Source organism: Bifidobacterium sp. (assembly GCF_022640935.1).
GTDB lineage: Bacteria > Actinomycetota > Actinomycetes > Actinomycetales > Bifidobacteriaceae > Bifidobacterium.
The window spans coordinates 20978-39484 of sequence record NZ_JALCCV010000020.1 but is presented as its reverse complement, the minus strand read 5'-3'; the positions used below and the strand labels follow the sequence as shown (position 1 = coordinate 39484).

At 62.2% G+C, this 18507-nt stretch carries 16 protein-coding genes and 2 pseudogenes; 1 reads left to right on the top strand and 17 read right to left on the bottom strand.

What is annotated here, in order from left to right:
• From nrdE to LKG04_RS06085, 4 genes are all read right to left on the bottom strand, one after another.
• The coding region (gene nrdE / locus LKG04_RS06100; RefSeq protein WP_291763408.1) for a class 1b ribonucleoside-diphosphate reductase subunit alpha at positions 1 to 1992 on the bottom strand (1992 nt) is incomplete at its 3' end.
• A gap of 241 nt (positions 1993 to 2233) precedes the next feature.
• The gene (gene nrdI / locus LKG04_RS06095; protein ID WP_291761145.1) at positions 2234 to 2734 is read right to left on the bottom strand and encodes a class Ib ribonucleoside-diphosphate reductase assembly flavoprotein NrdI; all 501 of its coding nucleotides are present in this window, start codon (positions 2732 to 2734) and stop codon (positions 2234 to 2236) included.
• Positions 2731 to 3012 carry a glutaredoxin-like protein NrdH gene (nrdH, locus tag LKG04_RS06090; protein ID WP_291761143.1) on the bottom strand — a complete coding sequence of 94 codons (282 nt, stop codon included), beginning with the start codon at positions 3010 to 3012 and terminating at the stop codon, positions 2731 to 2733. Before nrdH ends, nrdI begins: the two co-directional genes overlap by 4 nt.
• 199 nt (positions 3013 to 3211) lie before the next feature.
• Positions 3212 to 3952 (bottom strand): TetR/AcrR family transcriptional regulator, encoded by a 741-nt coding sequence (locus LKG04_RS06085; protein ID WP_291761141.1) that lies wholly within the window; start codon positions 3950 to 3952, stop codon positions 3212 to 3214.
• A 524-nt stretch (positions 3953 to 4476) separates the two neighbouring features.
• Between LKG04_RS06085 and gndA the strand changes: the two genes are divergently transcribed.
• A complete protein-coding gene (gndA, locus tag LKG04_RS06080) occupies positions 4477 to 5928 on the top strand; it encodes an NADP-dependent phosphogluconate dehydrogenase (RefSeq protein WP_291761138.1) in 1452 nt (483 codons plus the stop codon).
• Positions 5929 to 6154: 226 nt separating this feature from the next.
• Here the strand turns inward: gndA and pgl are convergent, their stop codons facing one another.
• From pgl to LKG04_RS06015, 13 genes and pseudogenes are all read right to left on the bottom strand, one after another.
• Positions 6155 to 6955, bottom strand: coding sequence for a 6-phosphogluconolactonase (pgl, locus tag LKG04_RS06075; RefSeq protein ID WP_291761136.1), 801 nt, complete (start codon positions 6953 to 6955; stop codon positions 6155 to 6157).
• A 131-nt stretch (positions 6956 to 7086) separates the two neighbouring features.
• Positions 7087 to 8022: a glucose-6-phosphate dehydrogenase assembly protein OpcA gene (locus tag LKG04_RS06070; protein WP_291761134.1), complete on the bottom strand. Its 936-nt coding sequence runs from the start codon at positions 8020 to 8022 to the stop codon at positions 7087 to 7089.
• Complete coding sequence (gene zwf, locus LKG04_RS06065; RefSeq protein ID WP_291761131.1) at positions 8019 to 9557, bottom strand: glucose-6-phosphate dehydrogenase; 1539 nt, start codon at positions 9555 to 9557, stop codon at positions 8019 to 8021. Before zwf ends, LKG04_RS06070 begins: the two co-directional genes overlap by 4 nt.
• 116 nt (positions 9558 to 9673) lie before the next feature.
• Positions 9674 to 9865 (bottom strand): hypothetical protein, encoded by a 192-nt coding sequence (locus tag LKG04_RS08805; protein ID WP_363300974.1) that lies wholly within the window; start codon positions 9863 to 9865, stop codon positions 9674 to 9676.
• 140 nt (positions 9866 to 10005) lie between these two features.
• Positions 10006 to 10434, bottom strand: a pseudogene (locus LKG04_RS06055) (amino acid ABC transporter ATP-binding protein); the annotation flags it as partial.
• 531 nt (positions 10435 to 10965) lie between these two features.
• Positions 10966 to 12303 carry an amidohydrolase family protein gene (locus LKG04_RS06045; RefSeq protein ID WP_291761127.1) on the bottom strand — a complete coding sequence of 446 codons (1338 nt, stop codon included), beginning with the start codon at positions 12301 to 12303 and terminating at the stop codon, positions 10966 to 10968.
• 407 nt (positions 12304 to 12710) lie between these two features.
• Positions 12711 to 14297, bottom strand: coding sequence for a S10 family peptidase (locus tag LKG04_RS06040; RefSeq protein ID WP_291761124.1), 1587 nt, complete (start codon positions 14295 to 14297; stop codon positions 12711 to 12713).
• Between the two features lie 220 nt (positions 14298 to 14517).
• Positions 14518 to 15249 (bottom strand): metal ABC transporter permease, encoded by a 732-nt coding sequence (locus LKG04_RS06035; protein WP_291761121.1) that lies wholly within the window; start codon positions 15247 to 15249, stop codon positions 14518 to 14520.
• Positions 15227 to 15370, bottom strand: a pseudogene (locus tag LKG04_RS08800) (metal ABC transporter permease); the annotation flags it as partial. The gene LKG04_RS06035 and the pseudogene LKG04_RS08800, both read right to left, overlap by 23 nt.
• Positions 15363 to 15752, bottom strand: coding sequence for a metal ABC transporter permease (locus LKG04_RS06030; RefSeq protein WP_291761119.1), 390 nt, complete (start codon positions 15750 to 15752; stop codon positions 15363 to 15365). The gene LKG04_RS06030 and the pseudogene LKG04_RS08800, both read right to left, overlap by 8 nt.
• Entirely contained in the window at positions 15734 to 16387 is a 654-nt protein-coding gene (locus tag LKG04_RS06025) for a metal ABC transporter permease (protein WP_291761116.1), read from the bottom strand. The genes LKG04_RS06030 and LKG04_RS06025 overlap by 19 nt, the downstream gene beginning before the upstream one ends.
• A complete protein-coding gene (locus tag LKG04_RS06020; protein ID WP_291761113.1) occupies positions 16374 to 17243 on the bottom strand; it encodes a metal ABC transporter ATP-binding protein in 870 nt (289 codons plus the stop codon). Before LKG04_RS06020 ends, LKG04_RS06025 begins: the two co-directional genes overlap by 14 nt.
• Positions 17244 to 17249: 6 nt before the next feature.
• A complete protein-coding gene (locus tag LKG04_RS06015; protein WP_291761110.1) occupies positions 17250 to 18203 on the bottom strand; it encodes a metal ABC transporter solute-binding protein, Zn/Mn family in 954 nt (317 codons plus the stop codon).
• Positions 18204 to 18507 lie beyond the last annotated feature (304 nt).

Sequence of the window (18507 nt, the reverse complement as noted above, 5' to 3'; positions counted from 1 at the left end):
GTCGACGATGGGCTTCCAGCCGATTTCGTAGGCGTCTTGGAAGTATTCGAGGTTGTCGTTGGTCATGTACGGCGCGGGGTAGTAGACGCGGCCGATCTTGCCCTCCTTGCGGATTTCGATCTTCGAAGCGATCGGGTGAATCGAGCTCGTTGAATGGTTGATGTACGAGATCGACCCGGTCGGCGGCACGGCCTGCAGGTTCTGGTTGTAGATGCCGTCGCGCAGGATCGCGTCGCGCAGCTCCTCCCAGTCCTGCACACTCGGAATGTGGATTTCAAAGTGTTCGAAGAGCTCTTTGACGCGCTTGGTGCGTGGCTCAAGGGAACGGCGGCCGTCGGTGTACTTGTCGAAGTAGTTGCCCTGCCCGGCCGGCTTCGCGTAGTCGCTGGTCGGGAAGCTCTCGAACGCGCGGCCGCGTTCGAGAGCGAGCTCGTGTGAGGTCTTGTAGGCGTTGTAGGCGACCGTCATGAAGTACATGTCGGTGAAGTCTAGGCCTTCTTCGGAGCCGTAATGGATGTGCTCGCGGGCGAGGAAGCCGTGCAGGTTCATCTGGCCTAGGCCGATGGCGTGGCCCTCGTCATTGCCACGGCGGATGGAGGGCACGCTGTTCATCTGCGTGTGCTCGGAGACGGCATTGAGCGCTCGTATGGCGGTCGAGACGGTGCCGGTCAGGCCACCGTCCATCGCCTTGGCGATGTTGAGCGAACCGAGGTTGCACGAGATGTCGCGGCCGATGTGCTCGTAGGTGAGGTCTTCGTTCAGCACGCTGGGTTCCTGGACCTGCAGGATCTCGGAGCACAGGTTGCTCATCGTGATGCGGCCTTCGATGGGGTTGGCGCGGTTCACGGTGTCTTCGAAGAGGATGTAAGGATAACCGGATTCGAACTGGATCTCGGCGATGGTCATGAAGAATTCGCGTGCGTCGATGTAGGTCTTGCGGATGCGGTCGTCGGCCACCATCTCGTCGTAATGCTCGCTCACTGAGATATCGGCGAAGGGCTTGCCGTAGACGCGTTCGACGTCGTAGGGGCTGAACAGGGCCATCGGGGCCTTGCGCTTGGCCAATTCGAAGGTGATGTCCGGGATGACGACGCCCAGCGACAGTGACTTGATGCGGATCTTCTCGTCGGCGTTTTCGCGCTTGGTGTCGAGGAAGCGCAGAATATCGGGATGATGCGCGTTGAGGTACACTGCGCCGGCGCCTTGGCGCGCGCCCAGCTGGTTGGCGTAGGAGAAGGAGTCTTCGAGCAGTTTCATGACGGGGATCACGCCGCTGGACTGGTTCTCGATATGTTTGATCGGAGCGCCCTGCTCACGCAGGTTGCTCAGCAGCAATGCCACGCCGCCGCCGCGCTTGGAAAGCTGCAGGGCCGCGTTGATGCCGCGCGAGATGGATTCCATATTGTCTTCGATGCGCACGAGGAAGCAACTGACCGGCTCGCCGCGCTGCGCCTTGCCAAGGTTCAGGAAGGTCGGAGTGGCGGGCTGGAAGCGGCCGGAGATGATTTCATCGGCGTACTTGACGGCGAGCTGCTCGTCGCCTGAGGCCAGTTCCAGTGCCACGGCGGCCGAACGCTGCGGGAAGTCCTCGAGATACTGCTTGCCGTCGAAGGTTTTGAGCGCGTAAGAGGTGTAGAACTTGAACGCGCCGAGGAAGGTGTCGAATTCGAAGTCTTCGGATTCGACGTGGTCATAGAAGGAGTCAAGGAATTCCGGGCTGTACTGGTCGAAGACGGCCTTGTCGTAGTACTGGTTGGCGATGAGATACGCGAGTCGCTCGGCGGTAGAGCCGAACTTCACCGTGTTCTCGGCGACATGGCCGGTCATGTAGACGCGCTCGGCCTGCTTGTCCTTGTCGAACTGGATGTTGCCGTCCGCGTCGTACAGGTTGAGCATGGCGTTGAGCGAGTGAAAGTCATGCGCGGGGTCGTATTGGTCCTCTGTATCGCTGGTTCTGTCCATAACCAGCGCGGTGCTGTCGGTGATTGCCATGAGGCTGTCCTTTGATGTGATGCGTATGGATTGCGTAAAAATGAAGTTGTGCGTGGCGACTGCGTGCGCTGCCGGCCAAGCGGTGCAGCGGCTTAGCGGCACGATTAGAAGCGTTTGCCAGCGGCTTCTCCCGTAGCGGGGATCCCAATTGAGTACGGAGAAACAACTTGGCTATCTTCGTGTATATAAGAGCTTTGCCAATTGCAGCCAGCAAGTCCTGGCTGAAGCTGCGCAGCCCTTGTTAGACGCCATCCCCAACCGGCTGACGCGCCTTCGAGAAGAAATCGAGCAACCCTTGCCGCACGGCGGTCTGATCCTCCGGGGTGCCCATGAGCTCGAAACGATACATGAACGGCACTTTGCATTTCGCCGAGATGATGTCGCCCGCGATGCAGTAGCCCTCGCCGAAGTTGGAGTTGCCTGAGGCGATGACCCCGCGGATGTATTCGCGATTGCCCGGATCGTTGAGGAACTGCTTGACCTGGGTCGGCACGGCCTTGTGGGCGCTGCCGCCACCATACGTTGGCACGATGAGAACATACGGTTCGCGCACGTTGAGCGCCGGGTCCTTGGGACGCAGCGGGATGCGGTAGACGTTGATGCCCTCATCCTGGAAATGGCAGCTGTCGACGAAGCGTGCAGTATTTTCCGAAGCTGAAGAGAAGAAGACGATCGCTCCGATCGTTTCTCCTTGCGCTTCATACAACGGCCCGCTGAGCGCGCCGGTCTGCGTTTCACTCATGCCGGCACGCTCAGCGAAGCGGCACTGTGAGCTGTTCGAGGCGCGGCTATTTCCTGCGCGGCCAGCTGCTTGATAAGGTCGGGACGGTACCCGCTCCACGAGGCATCGGGGGTGATGACCACCGGGGCCTGGCGGAAGCCGGCCTGCTGCAGCTGCTCAAGCGTGGAAGGATTCTCGGCCAAGTCGACGACGTCGAAGTCGATGCCCTGCTTAGTGAGCTGGCGTTTGGTGGCCTCGCACTGCGGGCAGCGGTACTTGGTGAAGACGGTGACGGTCATGGCTTTCCTCCAGGTTATTGCTTCAATGTGTCTGGCTACATAGATTACATGCATGTGATTTGGAAATAAACACCATCTCTAGTGGCGTGTCGAAGCTTCGACCACTAGATATAGTACTTAGTGTTCTCGAAAGCCTACGGCCGCAAGAGATTTCGACCTTATGGCCCATCGCGGCGCAATTGTGGAAATGTTGAATAAATCACACCGGCGTAGTTTGGCTAGCACTTTTTTCCGCCGTGCCATCCTCGCGCAACGCTTGGGCCACGGCTCGTGCCGCCTGCTCGATCTGGAAGATAACGGCATGGGCCTGATCGTCGTCACGCGCTGATTCGAGGAGCCGCATGCCGCTGGACACCAGACCTCTGGTGAGTGCGGCCCCGGTGCGCGGCGAGCTCGGGCATAGCTGGCGCCACGCGCGGATGATGGGCATGGCGATCGAGGCATGGAAATCAGGTTTGCCGCCGGTATCGGCGTTGGCGGTGTCGGTGTTATCGGGGCTGGCATGGCCAGTGGCGGCAGTAGCGGCTGCATTTTCAGATTTGAGGCTGGGCCCAGGATCCGGCTTGGATGCATGCGCCGTCGCGTTGCCGGTGGCATGCAGCCGCATCATCCAGCCATGCCCATGAATCGAGGTCTGTTCGAGGTTGATGCGTACCCAGACGGCGATGACTTCGACCGGATCGCTTACTCCAACCAGTCCATCTTCAAGCGCCTTGCGCCAATCGGGCAAGTGGCGCTGCAGGAGCTTGCGGCGCAGATCGTCCATGTTTTTGACATAGCGATAGATCGAATTCCGGGCGATTCCCGCTCCTTCGCCCACAGCTGCAGGCGTGAGCGCGTCATTGCCTTGGGTCTTCACGATTTGTTCCGCGCAATCGAGCAACGCATTCATCGTGCTGCGGCGGTGCTCCTCGAGATTCGCCTCGCTGATACGTGGCATTGATGCCCGGGTCCTTTCCTCCGACAATCGGATTTCCTCCGCAAGCCCAAACCTCTGTGCGAGGGCGGCGCCTGCAGGCGCGTTTCCCTTGCGGCCTGTCTTGTCGGATGCATTCCAGCGGATGCCGTAAACGCGAAACGGCCGCGAGACCGCCTGTCGGGCCGGCTCGCGGCTGCCTCGGACGGGCATCGTCGCCTGCGCTGTTTCAGCCGTCGTCGTTCCCGCTATTGCCGCACTGTCGTGTGCCGCCGCGGCGCGGTTTTGCACAGCAGATTACGGGTCGGCATGGACGGCTGCGGCGGTCTGCCGGTGTGCCCATATCAGTTCCCGTCATGCTGCCATCGATGCCTCTCCATAGCGTTTTCATGGCGCTTTGGCCGCCCCTCGGCGTCGTTGATATTCGAAGCGTTCGCTGTGGGAAGGAATACGAGACGGATGGTGCGTGTCTCAAGCGTGCGGGATAGACTGATGTGGCGTATAGCGGATATGTCGAATTCGCACAACCGATCTGAAAGGCGAGGCATATGGCCGAGGCAACAGCAAACATTGGGGTTATCGGACTCGCAGCCATGGGTTCCAATCTGGCGCGCAATCTGGCGCATCACGGCAATACCGTGGCGCTGTACAACCGTCACTACGAGCGCACGGAAAAGCTCATGGCCGAGCATGGCAGCGAGGGCAAGTTCGTGCCCTCCAGGACCATCGAGGAATTCGTCGCGTCGCTGAGCAAGCCCCGCACCGCCATCATCATGGTCAAGGCCGGCGCACCGACCGATGCGGTGATCAACGAGCTGGCCAATGCGATGGAGCCGGGCGATATCATCGTCGACGGTGGCAATTCATATTTCAAGGACACGATCCGGCGCGAGAAGGAGATCCGCGCTCGCGGCTTCCACTACGTCGGCTGCGGCGTCTCCGGCGGCGAAGAGGGCGCGCTCAACGGCCCGTCCATGATGCCCGGCGGCACTGAAGAATCCTGGCAGACGCTCGGGCCGATCCTCAAGTCCATCGCGGCAGTCGCCGAAGGAGAGCCGTGTGTGACCCATATCGGAGAGAACGGCGCAGGCCATTTCGTCAAGATGGTGCACAACGGCATCGAATACGCCGACATGCAGCTGATCGCCGAAAGCTACGACTTGATGCGCCGTGGCCTGGGCCTTGAGCCGGGCGAGATCGCCGACGTGTTCGGCCAGTGGAACACCACCGAACTCAATTCATACCTCATCGAGATAACGGCCGAGGTGCTGCACCAGACCGACAAGAAAACCGGCAAGCCGCTCGTGGACCTCATCGTCGACCATGCGGGCATGAAGGGCACCGGCACCTGGACCGTGCAGACCGCGCTTGCGCTGGCTATCCCGGTCACCGGCATCGCCGAAGCGGTGTTCGCCCGCGGCCTGTCCAGCCAGGCTGCGCAGCGCGAGGAGGCCGCCAGGCAGCAGCTGACCGGCCCTGATGGTTCACTGAACATCCCCGCCGACGAACGCGAGAGTTTCATCGAGGATATTCGCCATGCACTCTATGCCTCGAAGATCGTCGCCTACGCGCAGGGCTTCGACGAGATCAACGCCGGCGCGAAGGAATACGACTGGAACATTGATCTGGCAGCCGTCGCCCGCATCTGGCGCGGCGGATGCATCATCCGGGCACAGTTCCTGAACGTCGTCTCCGACGCCTTCGAATCCGGCGAAGCCAATGTTTCGCTGCTGTTCGCACCGTACTTCAAGACCGCAATCGAAGAGGCCCAGGAATCCTGGCGCCGCGTCGTGGCCCGCGCCGCCACCTACGGCATCCCGGTCCCGGCCTTCTCCAGCTCGCTGTCGTACTACGACGGTCTGCGCTCGAAGCGTCTGCCCGCTGCTCTCATCCAGGGCCAACGCGACTTCTTCGGCGCGCACACCTACGGCCGCATTGACGCCCCCGGCGCCTTCCATACCCTGTGGGCCGAAGACGGCCGCCCCGAGGTCGAGGCGTAGTATTTTCGCTCTTGCTCGAGTGCGATAGACGCACGGGGAACAGGGCGGCATCTCGGCCTTTGCGCCCTGTTCGTGACGCCGATCCTAGCTGTCCGTCACAGCAGGGGGCGTTGACTAGGAGAGATGCTGCCTTGGTGCGACTCCAAACTGGGATTAGCGTCACGAAAGAGGAGCATCAAAGGCGAAATGCTGTTCTATTCATGGCTCTTGCCTGAGGAAGGCCTGATTATTGTTGCAGGGCTTTCGCCGCGGCATCGGCGTTGGCGAACCAGATGAATTCGTCGGTGCCGGCGGCGAATGACGACGGATAATCGGGATTGTCTGGTTTGACGAAAACCTGGGCGATGGCGTCGGCTTTGGCGGCCCCGGCGGTGAAAAACCAAGTGCGGCGGCTGCGGGCCAGCAGCGGGGCGGTGAGCGAGAGCCGCAGCGGAGGCAGTTTCGGCGAGTGGCTGACGCCGACGACGAGTCGATCGGCGATGTTGATTTCGGTGTGGCCGGGGAAGAGCGAGGCGTAATGGCCGTCTGGACCCATGCCGAGGATCAGCAGATCGAACGCCGGCTGCTCGCCGAGTTCCGACGTGAGCTCGTGCTCGTATCGCTGCGCGGCGGCATCCAGCAACTTGTCGTTATCCGTATCGCTGGCCGCGGCGATCTGTTCTGCCGAACGGGTGTCGGCGGGCATTTCGTGGATATTCGCCGCAGGAAGGCGGCCATCGTCCACCAGCGCATCCAGGAATCTGCGCCGGGCCTGCAGGGCGTTGCGGTCCTCGTCATCGGCGGCGACGAAACGTTCGTCGCCCCACCAGATTTGGACGCGCGGCCAGTCGATGATATCCGTCAACGGGTTCGAAGACATGTAGCTCAGTGCCTTCAGGCTGTCGGAGCCGCCGGTGAGCGCGAGATCGAAACGCCTTGGTGCCGGCTGCGTGCCGAGCGTGTCCACAATCGCCAGCAGTGTGCGTTGCGCCCCGGCCTGGGCGATGGTGTCGCTATCGCGATACACGACGAGTCGGCGTTCGGCCATATCGGATCCCCCTTTTATCATTGCGAATATTGCCGCTACGAAACATCGCATGCGTTCATGCGAATGGCTGCGAACCGGCCCTTGCGGCTGCAGCCATTCACGTAGTCAAGCAAACAACTCAAACACATGGCTCAGCTGTACATCAGGTCCCAGCCGGAGTTGATGACTTCGGCGTACACCTCGTCGGGTTCGAGCCGGCGCAATTCCTCGATCAGGCAGTCCACGTCGGAACGGATGGGCATGGAGATCGGCTGCGGCGCCTGATTCGGCTGCCACACGACAGTGTGGTCCTCGGCGGGCCGTTCGAGCGAGATCACGCCGTCCTCACGGGTCAGGTACACGCCGGTTATCGCCAGCGCGTCCGGCACGATTTCCAATTCGACCGGCACGTCGAGCCGCAGACGCAGCCAAGCACGCAGCAGGTCGAGCGGCAGGAAGTTCTTCGGGCCGGCGACTTTCGCCTTGAGGATCGGCAGGTACGGCGGTTGGTCGAGCATCGAAGCGAGCATCGCGCGCCACACGGTCAGACGCGTCCACGACAGATCGACATCCTCGGCGCATAGATTACGGCGCAGCCGTTCCATCGTTGCCTCGGGGTTGCCGGAGTGCATCGCATCGGTGATGCGGCTGCGGGCCATCGCGCCGAGCAGGTCCTTGGACGGTACGGCGGGCGGATTGGTCGGCCACCATGCCACGATCGGCGCGTCGGGCACGAGCAGCGGGATGACAAGCGTGTCCTGATGGCGGATCAGCCCGTTGCGTGGGTGCAGGATGATGATCTCGCCGGCCCCGGCGTCCGAGCCGAAGCGCACTTGGGCGTTGAGGTTCGAATCATCGTCCTGCGGGTCAATGTCGGAATTATTGTCCGGCACGATCGCGATGACACGGCACGGGTGCTCGCGGCTGGCAGCGTTCGCGATCTGCAGTGCATGTTCGAGCTCGGAGTCCTCTGTGACGACCAGCAATGTGAGTACGCGGCCGGTCGCGGCCTCGCCGCGCTCCTCGTGCAACTCGTCGATCTTACGGGAGATCTCGCTGGTGTGGGTGTTGGGCATATCGATGATCATGGCATCCTCCAATGGCGGCCTTCGCGCTTCAGCATCTCATCGGCCTCGGCCGGTCCCCAAGTGCCGGAGCGATACGGCTGCGGCCGGCCTTGGGTGGTCCAGAACTCTTCGATCGGGTCGAGGATCTTCCAGCTGAGGTTGACTTCCTCGGTGGTGGGGAATAACGGCGGATCTCCGAGCAACACGTCGAGAATCAAGCGTTCGTAAGCCTCCGGGGAACTTTCAGTGAACGAGCGGCCGTAGCTGAAGTCCATCGACACATCGCGCACCTCCATCGAGGAGCCGCCCGGCACCTTGGAGCCGAAGCGCATGGTCACGCCTTCGTCGGGCTGCACGCGGATGACGATCGCGTTCTTGCCCAGCTCCTGCACCGCCGTATTCTCGAACGGCAAATGCGGGGCGCGTTTGAAGACGACCGCGATTTCGGTGACGCGCTTGCCCAGTCGCTTGCCGGTGCGCAGGTAGAACGGCACTCCAGCCCAGCGCCGCGTATCCACGTCGAGGCGAATCGCGGCGTAGGTTTCGGTCGTGCTGTCGGGCGAAACGCCTTTTTCGTCGAAATAGCCACTGACGCGGGTAGAGCCTTGCCAGCCGGCGGCGTATTGCCCGCGAGCGGTGTTCGCAGCGAGGTCTTTGGGCAGGCGGACGGCCGAGAGGACCTTGGACTTTTCAGTGGCCAGATCGTCGGCGGAGAAGCTCACCGGCTCCTCCATGGCGGTCAGGGCCATGAGCTGCAGCAGATGGTTCTGAATCACGTCGCGGGCGGCGCCGATGCCGTCGTAATATCCTGCGCGACCGCCAATGCCGATGTCCTCGGCCATTGTGATCTGCACGTGATCGACGTAATTCGAATTCCAGATCGGCTCGTACATCGTGTTCGCGAAGCGCAGCGCGAGCAGGTTCTGCACGGTCTCCTTGCCCAGGTAATGGTCGATGCGGAAGACCGAGCTGGGGTCGAATACCTCGGAGACCACGCGGTCGAGCTCCTTGGCGCTGGCCAAGTCGCGGCCGAAGGGCTTCTCGATGATGACCCGTCGCCACGCGCCTTCGCTGGAACGGGACAGGCCGGATGCGGCGAGCTGCTTGGAGACGATGGGGAAGGCGCTGGGCGGCACGGACATGTAGAACGCGTGGTTGCCGCGCGTGCCGCGGTCGCGGTCGAGTTCCTGCACGGTGTTGCTCAGGCGTGTGAAGGCTTCGGAATCGTCGAATGTGCCTTGCACGAAGCGGATGCCTTTGGCGAGATTCTCCCACGTCGAATCCTTGAATGGCGTGCGCGAGCCCTTCTGGACGGCGGCCTTGACGAATTCGATGAAATGCTCGTTCGTCCAGTCGCGGCGGGCGAAGCCGATCAGGCTGAAGCTCGGCGGCAGCAGGCCCCGGTTGTCCAAGTCGTAGATGGCGGGCAGCAGTTTCTTCTGCGCCAAGTCACCGGTGACGCCGAAGATCACGAGGCTGCAGGGGCCGGCGATGCGCGGCAGGCGCAGATCGCGCGGGTCGCGCAGCGGGTTGCTCCAAGAAGTGGAATCGTTCATGATTCACCATAGTAATGTCGCCGCGCCTGATTGACACGAAAGTATCGCCATCGACGATATGGATTCGATGTATGGAATATCACACTTGAGGGGTCCAAGGGACGCAGTCCAGGGCGTTATTCATTGAGATTTTCGGCGATGATGTCCGCAAACCGTTCCCGCACAGCCGGATGCGTGGCGATTCTTGCGCGCAGGACGTCGATGAGCAGCACTCTGATCACCGACCATTGCCGGTATCGCATATATGAGGAGAGCATGTCGCCGATGCCGCCGGCACCGATAAGCCCCAGCACGGCGGAGGCGCGCACATTGACCTCGAAACGATAGAGTCAGAAGGAAAAGAAGGTCGGTTCGATACCCGCCCGCACTACCCTCGTGATGGTGCGCGTTGCGGCATCACGAGGGTAGTGCGGGCGTTGCGAATGCTATCGGCGGCGCCGATCCTCCGCTAGAGCACTTTCGAGAGGAAGGACTGCAGGCGCTCGCTCCGGGGATTGCCGAAGATCTCGGCGGGGGTGCCCTCCTCGTCGATCACGCCTGCGTCGGTGAAGATGACGCGGCTGGCGACCTCGCGCGCGAAGCCCATCTCGTGCGTCACCAGGATCATCGTCATGCCTTGTTCGGCCAGGCGCCGGATGACCCCGAGCACGTCGCCGACCATCTCCGGATCGAGGGCCGAGGTGGCCTCGTCGAAGAGCATTACGGCCGGGTTCATCGCCAGCGCGCGGGCAATGGCGACGCGCTGCTTCTGCCCGCCGGACAAGGATGCCGGTCGGGCGTCGATCTTCTCTTCGAGCCCGACGAGCTTGAGCAGGCGCAGCGCGGTCTCATGAGCCTCGTCCTTGGGAACCTTGCGCACCATGATGGGCGCGAGCGTGCGCCCTCGGTCTGGCCGGCATCAACCGATTGGATCGCGCCGCGGATGATCTCGGTCAGGTACGAACCCGAGGTGAGCGAGAGCGTGAGCAGGTCGGAGATCCACAACCAGTTGGGCAGCGCATGCCCGACGAGCTGCGGGATGCCGTAAGCCAGCACCGGGTAGTCGTCGAATACGGCTGCCGCATTGCCCGCCTTGACCATCTCGTACATGGTGGCCGACTGGTCGACCGATTTCACGGTGAAGCCGTATTTGCCGGCGATGGATTTGGCGTAGCTTTCGCCTTCGGAGCCGGTTTTGACGGTGACGGTCTTACCTTTGAGATCGCCGTATTTCGTGATGGTCTCGTCGTTTTTGGCGACTGCCATCTGCACGCCCGACTGAAAATAGGGGTCGGACAAGTCGTAGATCTGCTCCCGCGTTGTCGTGACCGCTGGTTGGAACCTAAGGTGCAAGCGTTACGAACATGTTACGCAATGGTGTGCAACGTGGTGTGCAACGTGGTGCGCAGCTGTGTGCGACGTGGTGTCGCTATGCGATATCCGGGAAAGGCAAGGGAATCTCGCGCCCGGCAACGAAGCGATGGGTGATGCTGCGATCGTCGCCGGCATAGATGTAGCGTTCGAGTCGCTCCTGCGGGGAGAGGCCGAGCGGGTTGTCGTCTTCGCGGATGACCAGCGCGTCGAAATCATAGCCCGGCTCGAAGGAGCCTACTCTGCCGAAGAAGGAGCCGCCGGCCTTGGTGGCCATATAGAAGGCTTCAGGCAGCAGCAGCGGGCGCTCGCCCTGATGCTCGGGCAGCATGCTGAGCATTTTCGACGCCTCGATTGACTGCACGATGTGGTGGTTGATGTCGGGCACGTGGCCGGCCCCGACATCGCTTGCGATGCTGATGGTCAGGCCGTAGTCGAGGTTGCGCCGCACTGGCATGATGCCGCTGGTGAGATTCATGTTCGACTGCGCACAGTGGGCAAGATACACGTGGCGCGCCTTGAGCAGGGCACGCTCGCGTTCGCTCGTATGCACGCAGTGGGCCATAATCGTCCTGCCCTCGGGCATCAGGCCATAATGCTCGTAGACCTCGGCGTAACTGGGGATGTCCGGGTGCAGCTCGCGCACCCAGTCGATCTCGCCGAAGTTCTCGTCCAAATGCGACTGCACCGGCAGATCGTAGCGCTCGACCAGCGCGCCCAGACCCTGCATCAGTTCGGGCGTGGTGGAGGGCACGAAGCGAGGCGTGATAATGAAGCCGATGTCAGGCGTGAGCTCGCGGGACTTCTCGATAAGCTTCTGCGTGGCGGCGAGGCTGTCGTCGGTGCTTTCGATGAGGCTTTCGGGCGCATTGCGGTCCATGTTGACCTTGCCAATGACCGGGCGCAGTCCCGAGCGCTGGCTCAAGCGCATCAGCTCGAGCGTGGACCCCGCGTGCAACGTCGCAAAAGCACTGAATCGCAGGGTTCCCACAGACCAGAGTTTGTTCAGAAAGCGCTTGTACCAACGCTGCGTTATCTCCGGGTCGGCGAAGTTCGCCTCAGCCGGGAAGGTGTAGCGCTCAAGCCAGGGGAGCAGCTCATAGTCGAAACCCAGCCCGGCCATCGGATACTGCGGTGCGTGGATGTGCAGATCGTTGAATCCGGGGATGATGAGCGAGCCGTTGCAGTCGGCCACCGGCAGATTTGCGTATTCGGATGGCAACGCCGACGTGATGCGTCGAACCGTGCCGTTGTCGACGATGATGAAGCCGTCTTCGACCACTTCAAAAGCGTCCGGCGTGGGGGTGTGCAGGATGTCGCCTTTGAAGATGCGGATGGTGGGAACAGCGGTGCCCGTGTCGTTGCGGTATGTGTTGTGCTGCGTAATGCCATCCATGAGTTCCGTCCCTATCTTCGCCCTCGTCCGCGCGTGCGCCGCTATTCGAAATAGATCTGAATTTCTGGCACGGGGAAGCTCGAAGGAGAATGTAGCACACCAGTATAAAGTCAAAAGAACGAACTCGCGGCTTATGCCGACTGATTTACGGGGAAGGGACGCTCTGGGCCAATGCATTGCCGGCGTCATTGGTGAAGGCGGCTTACCCGACGCCCATTAATCGCGTCTGCCTATCAGCGCGATGGCGATGCGCGTCGTGGTGCCTTGGATGCTGGTCTGGGCCACGCCGATTGAGCCGCTGTAATGCATGGCGATGTCGCGGGCCAAGGCGAGTCCAAGGCCGTAGCCCTGATGCGAGGAAGCCGGAATCGGCGGGCGGAAGCGTTGGAAGAGTCGTTCCGAGTGGATTAGCCGATGGCGCCTGACAGCTTCACCGCGTGCGGGCGCTCGTTGATTTGCGCGAGATCGGCCACATCGGCATCGTAGAAGCGGCCGAGGTCGTGGCGGAACTTCTTCAGGCTCTCCTGCGACGAATAGAGCATGTGCCCGGCCGGGTAATATGTGAAGGCGATGTTGCCGCGCAATGGCTCGGGAAGTCCCATGTGATCGAAATCGTATTCGGTCTGGTTGAAGGGCGTGCACAGGTCGTAAATGCCATTGCCGACGAGCACTTTGAACGCGGGCTGCCGGCTGACGGCCACCGCGAGATCGTCCGTGACCTTGGGAAATGGGATGTTCTGGCCCCACGAGGTTTTGGCATGTTCGGGCAGCTTGTGCCACCAGGTCCAGCCTTTGCCCGGTTCCGTTGACTCCCAATCGAAGTTCGCGAATTCCTGGCGTTCCCTCGTATCGTCCCACTCCAGCTCGTCGCGCAGATAGGCGTTGACCAGACTGGCATAGGCGGGCCCGAGCAGAGCGTCATCAACCACGAAGGTCTCGTCGTCGCTGACGGCGTCGAGGTCATACCCGGAGGCGCGCCCGTCGTAGCGACCGACGATCGTGCCGTTGTCACGCAGCAGCTGCTTGCGGAATCGCGTATCCAGCACGCGCAGGTCGGAATCGAGCACATATTGCTCGCTCAACCCCGTCAGCTCGGCATAGCGCCTGGCGACGGCGGCTTTGGTTTCCGGGTCGAGCGTGGAGCCTTGCGCCAGAGCGAGGCGCAGCGGGCCGTTCGCGAAGGCGCGAGCCTGCTGCAAATGCTCCGTAATCTCGACATCGGTCGCCGCCTTGCCATGGTATTTCGCGACCGAGGCGAAAGTGGGGAAGTAGCCGATATAGTACTGGTCGCTGGTGTCGAGCGTGAAGGAGTAATCGAGGATATTCGAAATCAGCGTCAGGCCATTGAGGCTTACGCCGTCCTCCTGCAGGCGGTACGAGAGCGCGGCTCCGCGCGTGGTGCCGTAGGATTCGCCGAGCACGTATTTGGGCGAGTTCCAGCGGTGGTACGCGGTCAGGAAGGTGCGGATGAACGCGCTGAAGCCTCGCACATCGCCGTCCACCGACCACAGTTCGGCTTTCGCTTTCGCTGCGATGCGTGAGAATCCGGCGCCCGGGGCGTCGATGAACACCAGGTCGGACTTCGGCAGCAATGTGTAGGCGTTGTCGGTCAGCGAGTAGGGCGCGTGGTCTGCCGTTGTGTCGTTGACGGCGATGCGGCGGGGCGCGAGCGATCCGAGCAGCAGGAACGTGGTGGAGGAGCCGGGGCCGCCGTTGAATACGAAGGTGACCGGACGCCTCGGGTCGCTCTTGCCGTCGGCGTCGAGCGCCTGGAACGCGGTGTAGAACACGCTCGCCGCAGGCTTGACTTTTTCCGTGTCGATGTTCAGCGTGCCCACGGTCGCCTCGTACTGCCACTGTGTGCCATCCAGCGTGATGCTGTGGCGTGTGGCGTGCGCGCTCTGCGGCGGCAGCCGTTCGGCGTTCGCGGCGCTGTTCGTGTCGGTGGCGCCTGATGCGGATGGCGTGTCGGTCTTGGGCTGTTCGTCGGCCATGTGACTGTCTCCTAGGGTAATTGCGGAATGATTGGTAAAATATGCCCCCAGTGTATCCCGCGTTTGCGCACGCCGGGGGAAGGCGCTTATACGATTTTTCTATAGCATCGTGCAGCACGGGTCCGTGGCATCCGGCTTGCGATGCGGGCATGCTGCCGTGCTGCCGTGCGCAGTTTGCGCCGTGCGGGAATGTACGCAACCGTAGCGCAATGCCACCGGCTCATCTCGCACGGATCATCGCTATGATCTTGGCCGCGCCATAGACGCAGGTGCAGCTGAGCGCGACGAAGAAGCCGACCGGCATGTCGGTCATAACAGACAAAGCGATCGACACCCATATGCACAGCAGCGAGAACGCGCAAGACAGTATTCCTGCGCGCAACGGCCGTGAGCACAGCAGACATGCCGCGGCAGGGGGCGCCACGAGCAGACTGAAAAGCAGCATGGCGCCGACGACCGGCACGCTGGCCGTCGTGACGGCGGCAATGACCAGAGTGAACACGAATTCGACGAGCTGGTTGTGGACGCCACGCGCCTTGGCGAGTTCCGGCGTGACTGAGCTGAGCAGAAGGGGCCGCGCGATGATCGCCACGATGAGCACGCCGAGCATGGCCAAGCCGGTCATGACTGCCAGATCGGAATCCGCAACCGCGAGCACCTGCCCGAAAAGCAGCGCATAGACCTGATTGGTGTAGTCGTCGCTAAGGCTGAGCAGGAACGCTCCGCTGGCGAGCAGGAAGACGAGCATGAGGGCGATGACGGCGTCGCGACGCCGTTTTTTCCGCCCGAGCAGGGAAATCCCGACAGCCGACAGAAGAGCTGCGAGTCCCATGCCCACAACCGAGTTGACGCCGACTTGCGTGGCTGGGTGCGGGCCAGCACCGGATCCCCATGCCCACAACCGAGTTGACGCCGAGGTAGATGGCCGCCGCAGCACCGGCGAAGGAGCCATGCGGTATCGCGTGCGCGAGGAACGAGTCGCCGCGCAGCACGACGAATACGCCGATGATGCCCGCGCTCAGCGCCACAACGGTGCCAGCGATCCAGGTATTGGCAAGATAGGAGTCAAACATGCGCGTCCGCCTTCCGATCAGAGCTGGCTATGTATGCGGAGCCGCGCTCGCGATTAGCGTTGCGGGAACGGTCAATAGCATGCGTAACGTTGCCGCGTAGCCAGCTGACTAGCCGCGACAGCAGGTAGCAGGTCATCACGAGCGCGACGATGCAGAAGCTCACCGACCATGAATGCCCGTGCATCCACGAGTAGCTTTCGTATGAGATCACGATGCCGCCCCATACGCACAGCAGCCCGATCCCGCACGAGGCGAGCATTGCGTTCCGCACGCGCTTGGCCAGCAGCAGCCCGCAGGATGCCGGGCCGATCAACAATGCCGTGGATAGCACGGCACCGACGGATATGGAGCTCAGCGCGACGCTCAAGGCCAGCACGACCATGAACGCGCGTTGACCACGCCCGTTTTCACGCCGCGCGCGTGCGCCAGCTGCGGGGTGATGGTGACGAACAGCGCTGGGCGCCAGATGACGACGAGCATCAGCAAGCACAATGCCGACAGCACGATGGCCACGGGCATGATGCCGGGGCTGATGGCGAAGAGCGAGCCGAAGAGCACGTTGACCGAGGCGCTGCCGCCCGCGGGGCGCATGGTCGACAGGCTTAGGAACAGCGAGGTCAGGCCCATGCCAGTGCCCAGGATGATGCCGGTGGACACGTCGCGGCCGCGCAGGCGCTCGATGCCGATGGCGTGCATGCCCAGTGCTGCGAGAATGCTGGCAGCCACGAAGCCCCACAGTTGGCTGACGCCCAGCAGGAATGCGGCGGAGCCTCCCACCGAGGCGAGATCGGTGAGCGAATGGCCGGCGAAGGACTGTCCGCGCAAGACGGTCAATACGCCGACCAGTGCGGTTGCGATCACCACGACGGATCCAACAATCAGTGCGGTATGCACCTCCGGCACCGCCCAGAGCGCTGCGAAACCGCCTGCGGGCAGTGAAGGCGAAGGCGCTGCGAGGATGCTGTCTGGGGGATTGAAAGGAGGAGCGGCAAGCGGAAAAGCGCTAAAGGCGTCCATCGGACGATCCGCCTTCCTGCAATGCCGGGAATGGCTGCGAACCATCGGGGTTGTCGGCGTGATGCCCCGGCTCGCCGCCCTCATCGGCCAGCACGACGATGCGGCCCTGTGCGCGCAGCACGGTGATGGGGTGGCGGTAGAGCTTGCTGAGCACGTCGGTGCGCACGACCTCATCAGTGCGGCCGACCGCCGCGCGGCCTTGCGCGAGATAGACCACGCGGTCCAGCGCCCCGAGCAGCGGATTGATATCGTGCGCGGAAAGAATGATGCCGATGCCATTGCGTGTGCGGATCCGATCAAGCAGCGCCACGATGTCGGCGCTGTTGGCCGGGTCTAGATTCGCCAGCGGCTCGTCGAGCAGCAGCAGGGCGGGATCGGCGACGATAGCGGCCGCGATCATGATGCGCTGCTGCTGCCCGCCAGAGAGCCGCCCCACCGGCCTATCGGCATATTCGCGCGCGTCGACGCCCGCAAGCGCCGCGTCGACTTGGTCCCAGAAGCGCTTGCCGCGCAGCGAGACGCCGAGCCGGTGCCCGTCGAGTCCAAGGGCGACGAAATCCTTGGCCAAAAGCGGCAGATCAGGGTCGAGTTCGATTTTCTGCGGCACGTAGCCGATAGCGCCTATGTGCAGCCGTTTGCGGCCCAATACGGTGACGGTGCCCTCGAGCGGCGAAACGTCGCCGAGGATGGTTTTGAGCAGCGTGGTCTTGCCGGCGCCATTCGAGCCGATCAGCCCTACGAACTCGCCGCGGGCCACGTTCAGATCAATGCCGTTGAGAACGCTCCGGCCTCCGAGGGCTACCCGGAGGCCGGAGATGCTCAGCAACGGACGATCGGTATCGTCAGTTGGATTCATGGCTGGCTACGCTATGCTGTCTGTCGAAGTCTTGCTGCTTGCAGCTTGGGTGAGCGCCTTGAGCTCGGCCAGCATCCAGTCGACGTAGTGCATCTTGGTCGGCATGGTTTCATAGGCGGCGACAATCGGGATGCCGTTGGCCTTGGCGGCGGCCAGGTACTTCTTGGTCAGGTCGGAGACGACCTGCTCGTTGTAGACGAAGGCGGTGACCTGCTTGCCGTTGAACAGCTGCATCTGGGTGGCGGAATCCTGCGCCGATGGATCCTGGCCGTTCATGATGTCGGTCTGCAGCGTCCACGGGGTCTTGATGTTTACCTTGGCGTTGTCGAGCAGATAGTTGGCGACCGGCTCGGTTGCGGCGACGGAGACGTTCGGGTATGTGCTCTTGAAGGTGTCAAGTGCGTTCCAGTACTTCTGCGCCGAGGTGTCGAAGGTCTGGAGGTTGCTCGCGTAATCCTTGGCGTTCGAAGGGTCGAGGCGTGTGAGGGTGGCGGCGAGCGCGGACGCCACAGCGGGCATCGTCTCGGGCTTGTACCACAGGTGCGGGTTCGGGGTGTCGTCGGGCAGGCCGAGCACCTGCTGCGCGCTGATGACGGTGCGATCGGAGCTCGAGTGGCTCTTGAGCATCTTATCGAGCCAGTCGTCGTAGCCCACGCCATTGGCGATGACGATCTTTGCCGCTGCGATCTGCCTGGCGTCCGAGGGCTTGGCTTCAAAATCGTGCGGATCGGCGTTCGGGTCGCTGATGATCGAGGTCACCGTGACGTGCGATCCGCCGATCTGCTGCGCCACGTCGCCGTATTCGTTTTCGGCGGACAGCACGACGATCTTGCCGCCTGACGAGCCCGAGCCGTTGTCGGACGCTGAAGCCGAATTCGAAGAGCCGCACCCTGACGCGAGTCCCAGCGCTGCTGCCAGCACTGTGCCGAGTACGGCCCGCGCCACATGTTTCAACTGCATGAGTGATTATTCCTTTCATGGCCGTCGTCTGGATCGTTGGCTTTGGTATCCTCGGCTTATTCGGACGCGCGGTAATTGTAATGAAAACGATTCTCATTGTATAAGCTGTGTGGACAAACCAGACATATGCGCTGAATGAATGAGCAAGGCGGCGTCGGCGTTACCCGGATGCAACCAAGGGCGTGAGCCTTCGTGATATTCTGCTCGACGATTTGTTCAATGACCGCAGGCGTCATCCCGTCGGTCCCGGCGACTGAAAAAGGAATCGGCGGAATCGCTGGAACCGCCGGATAGCCAAGACAAG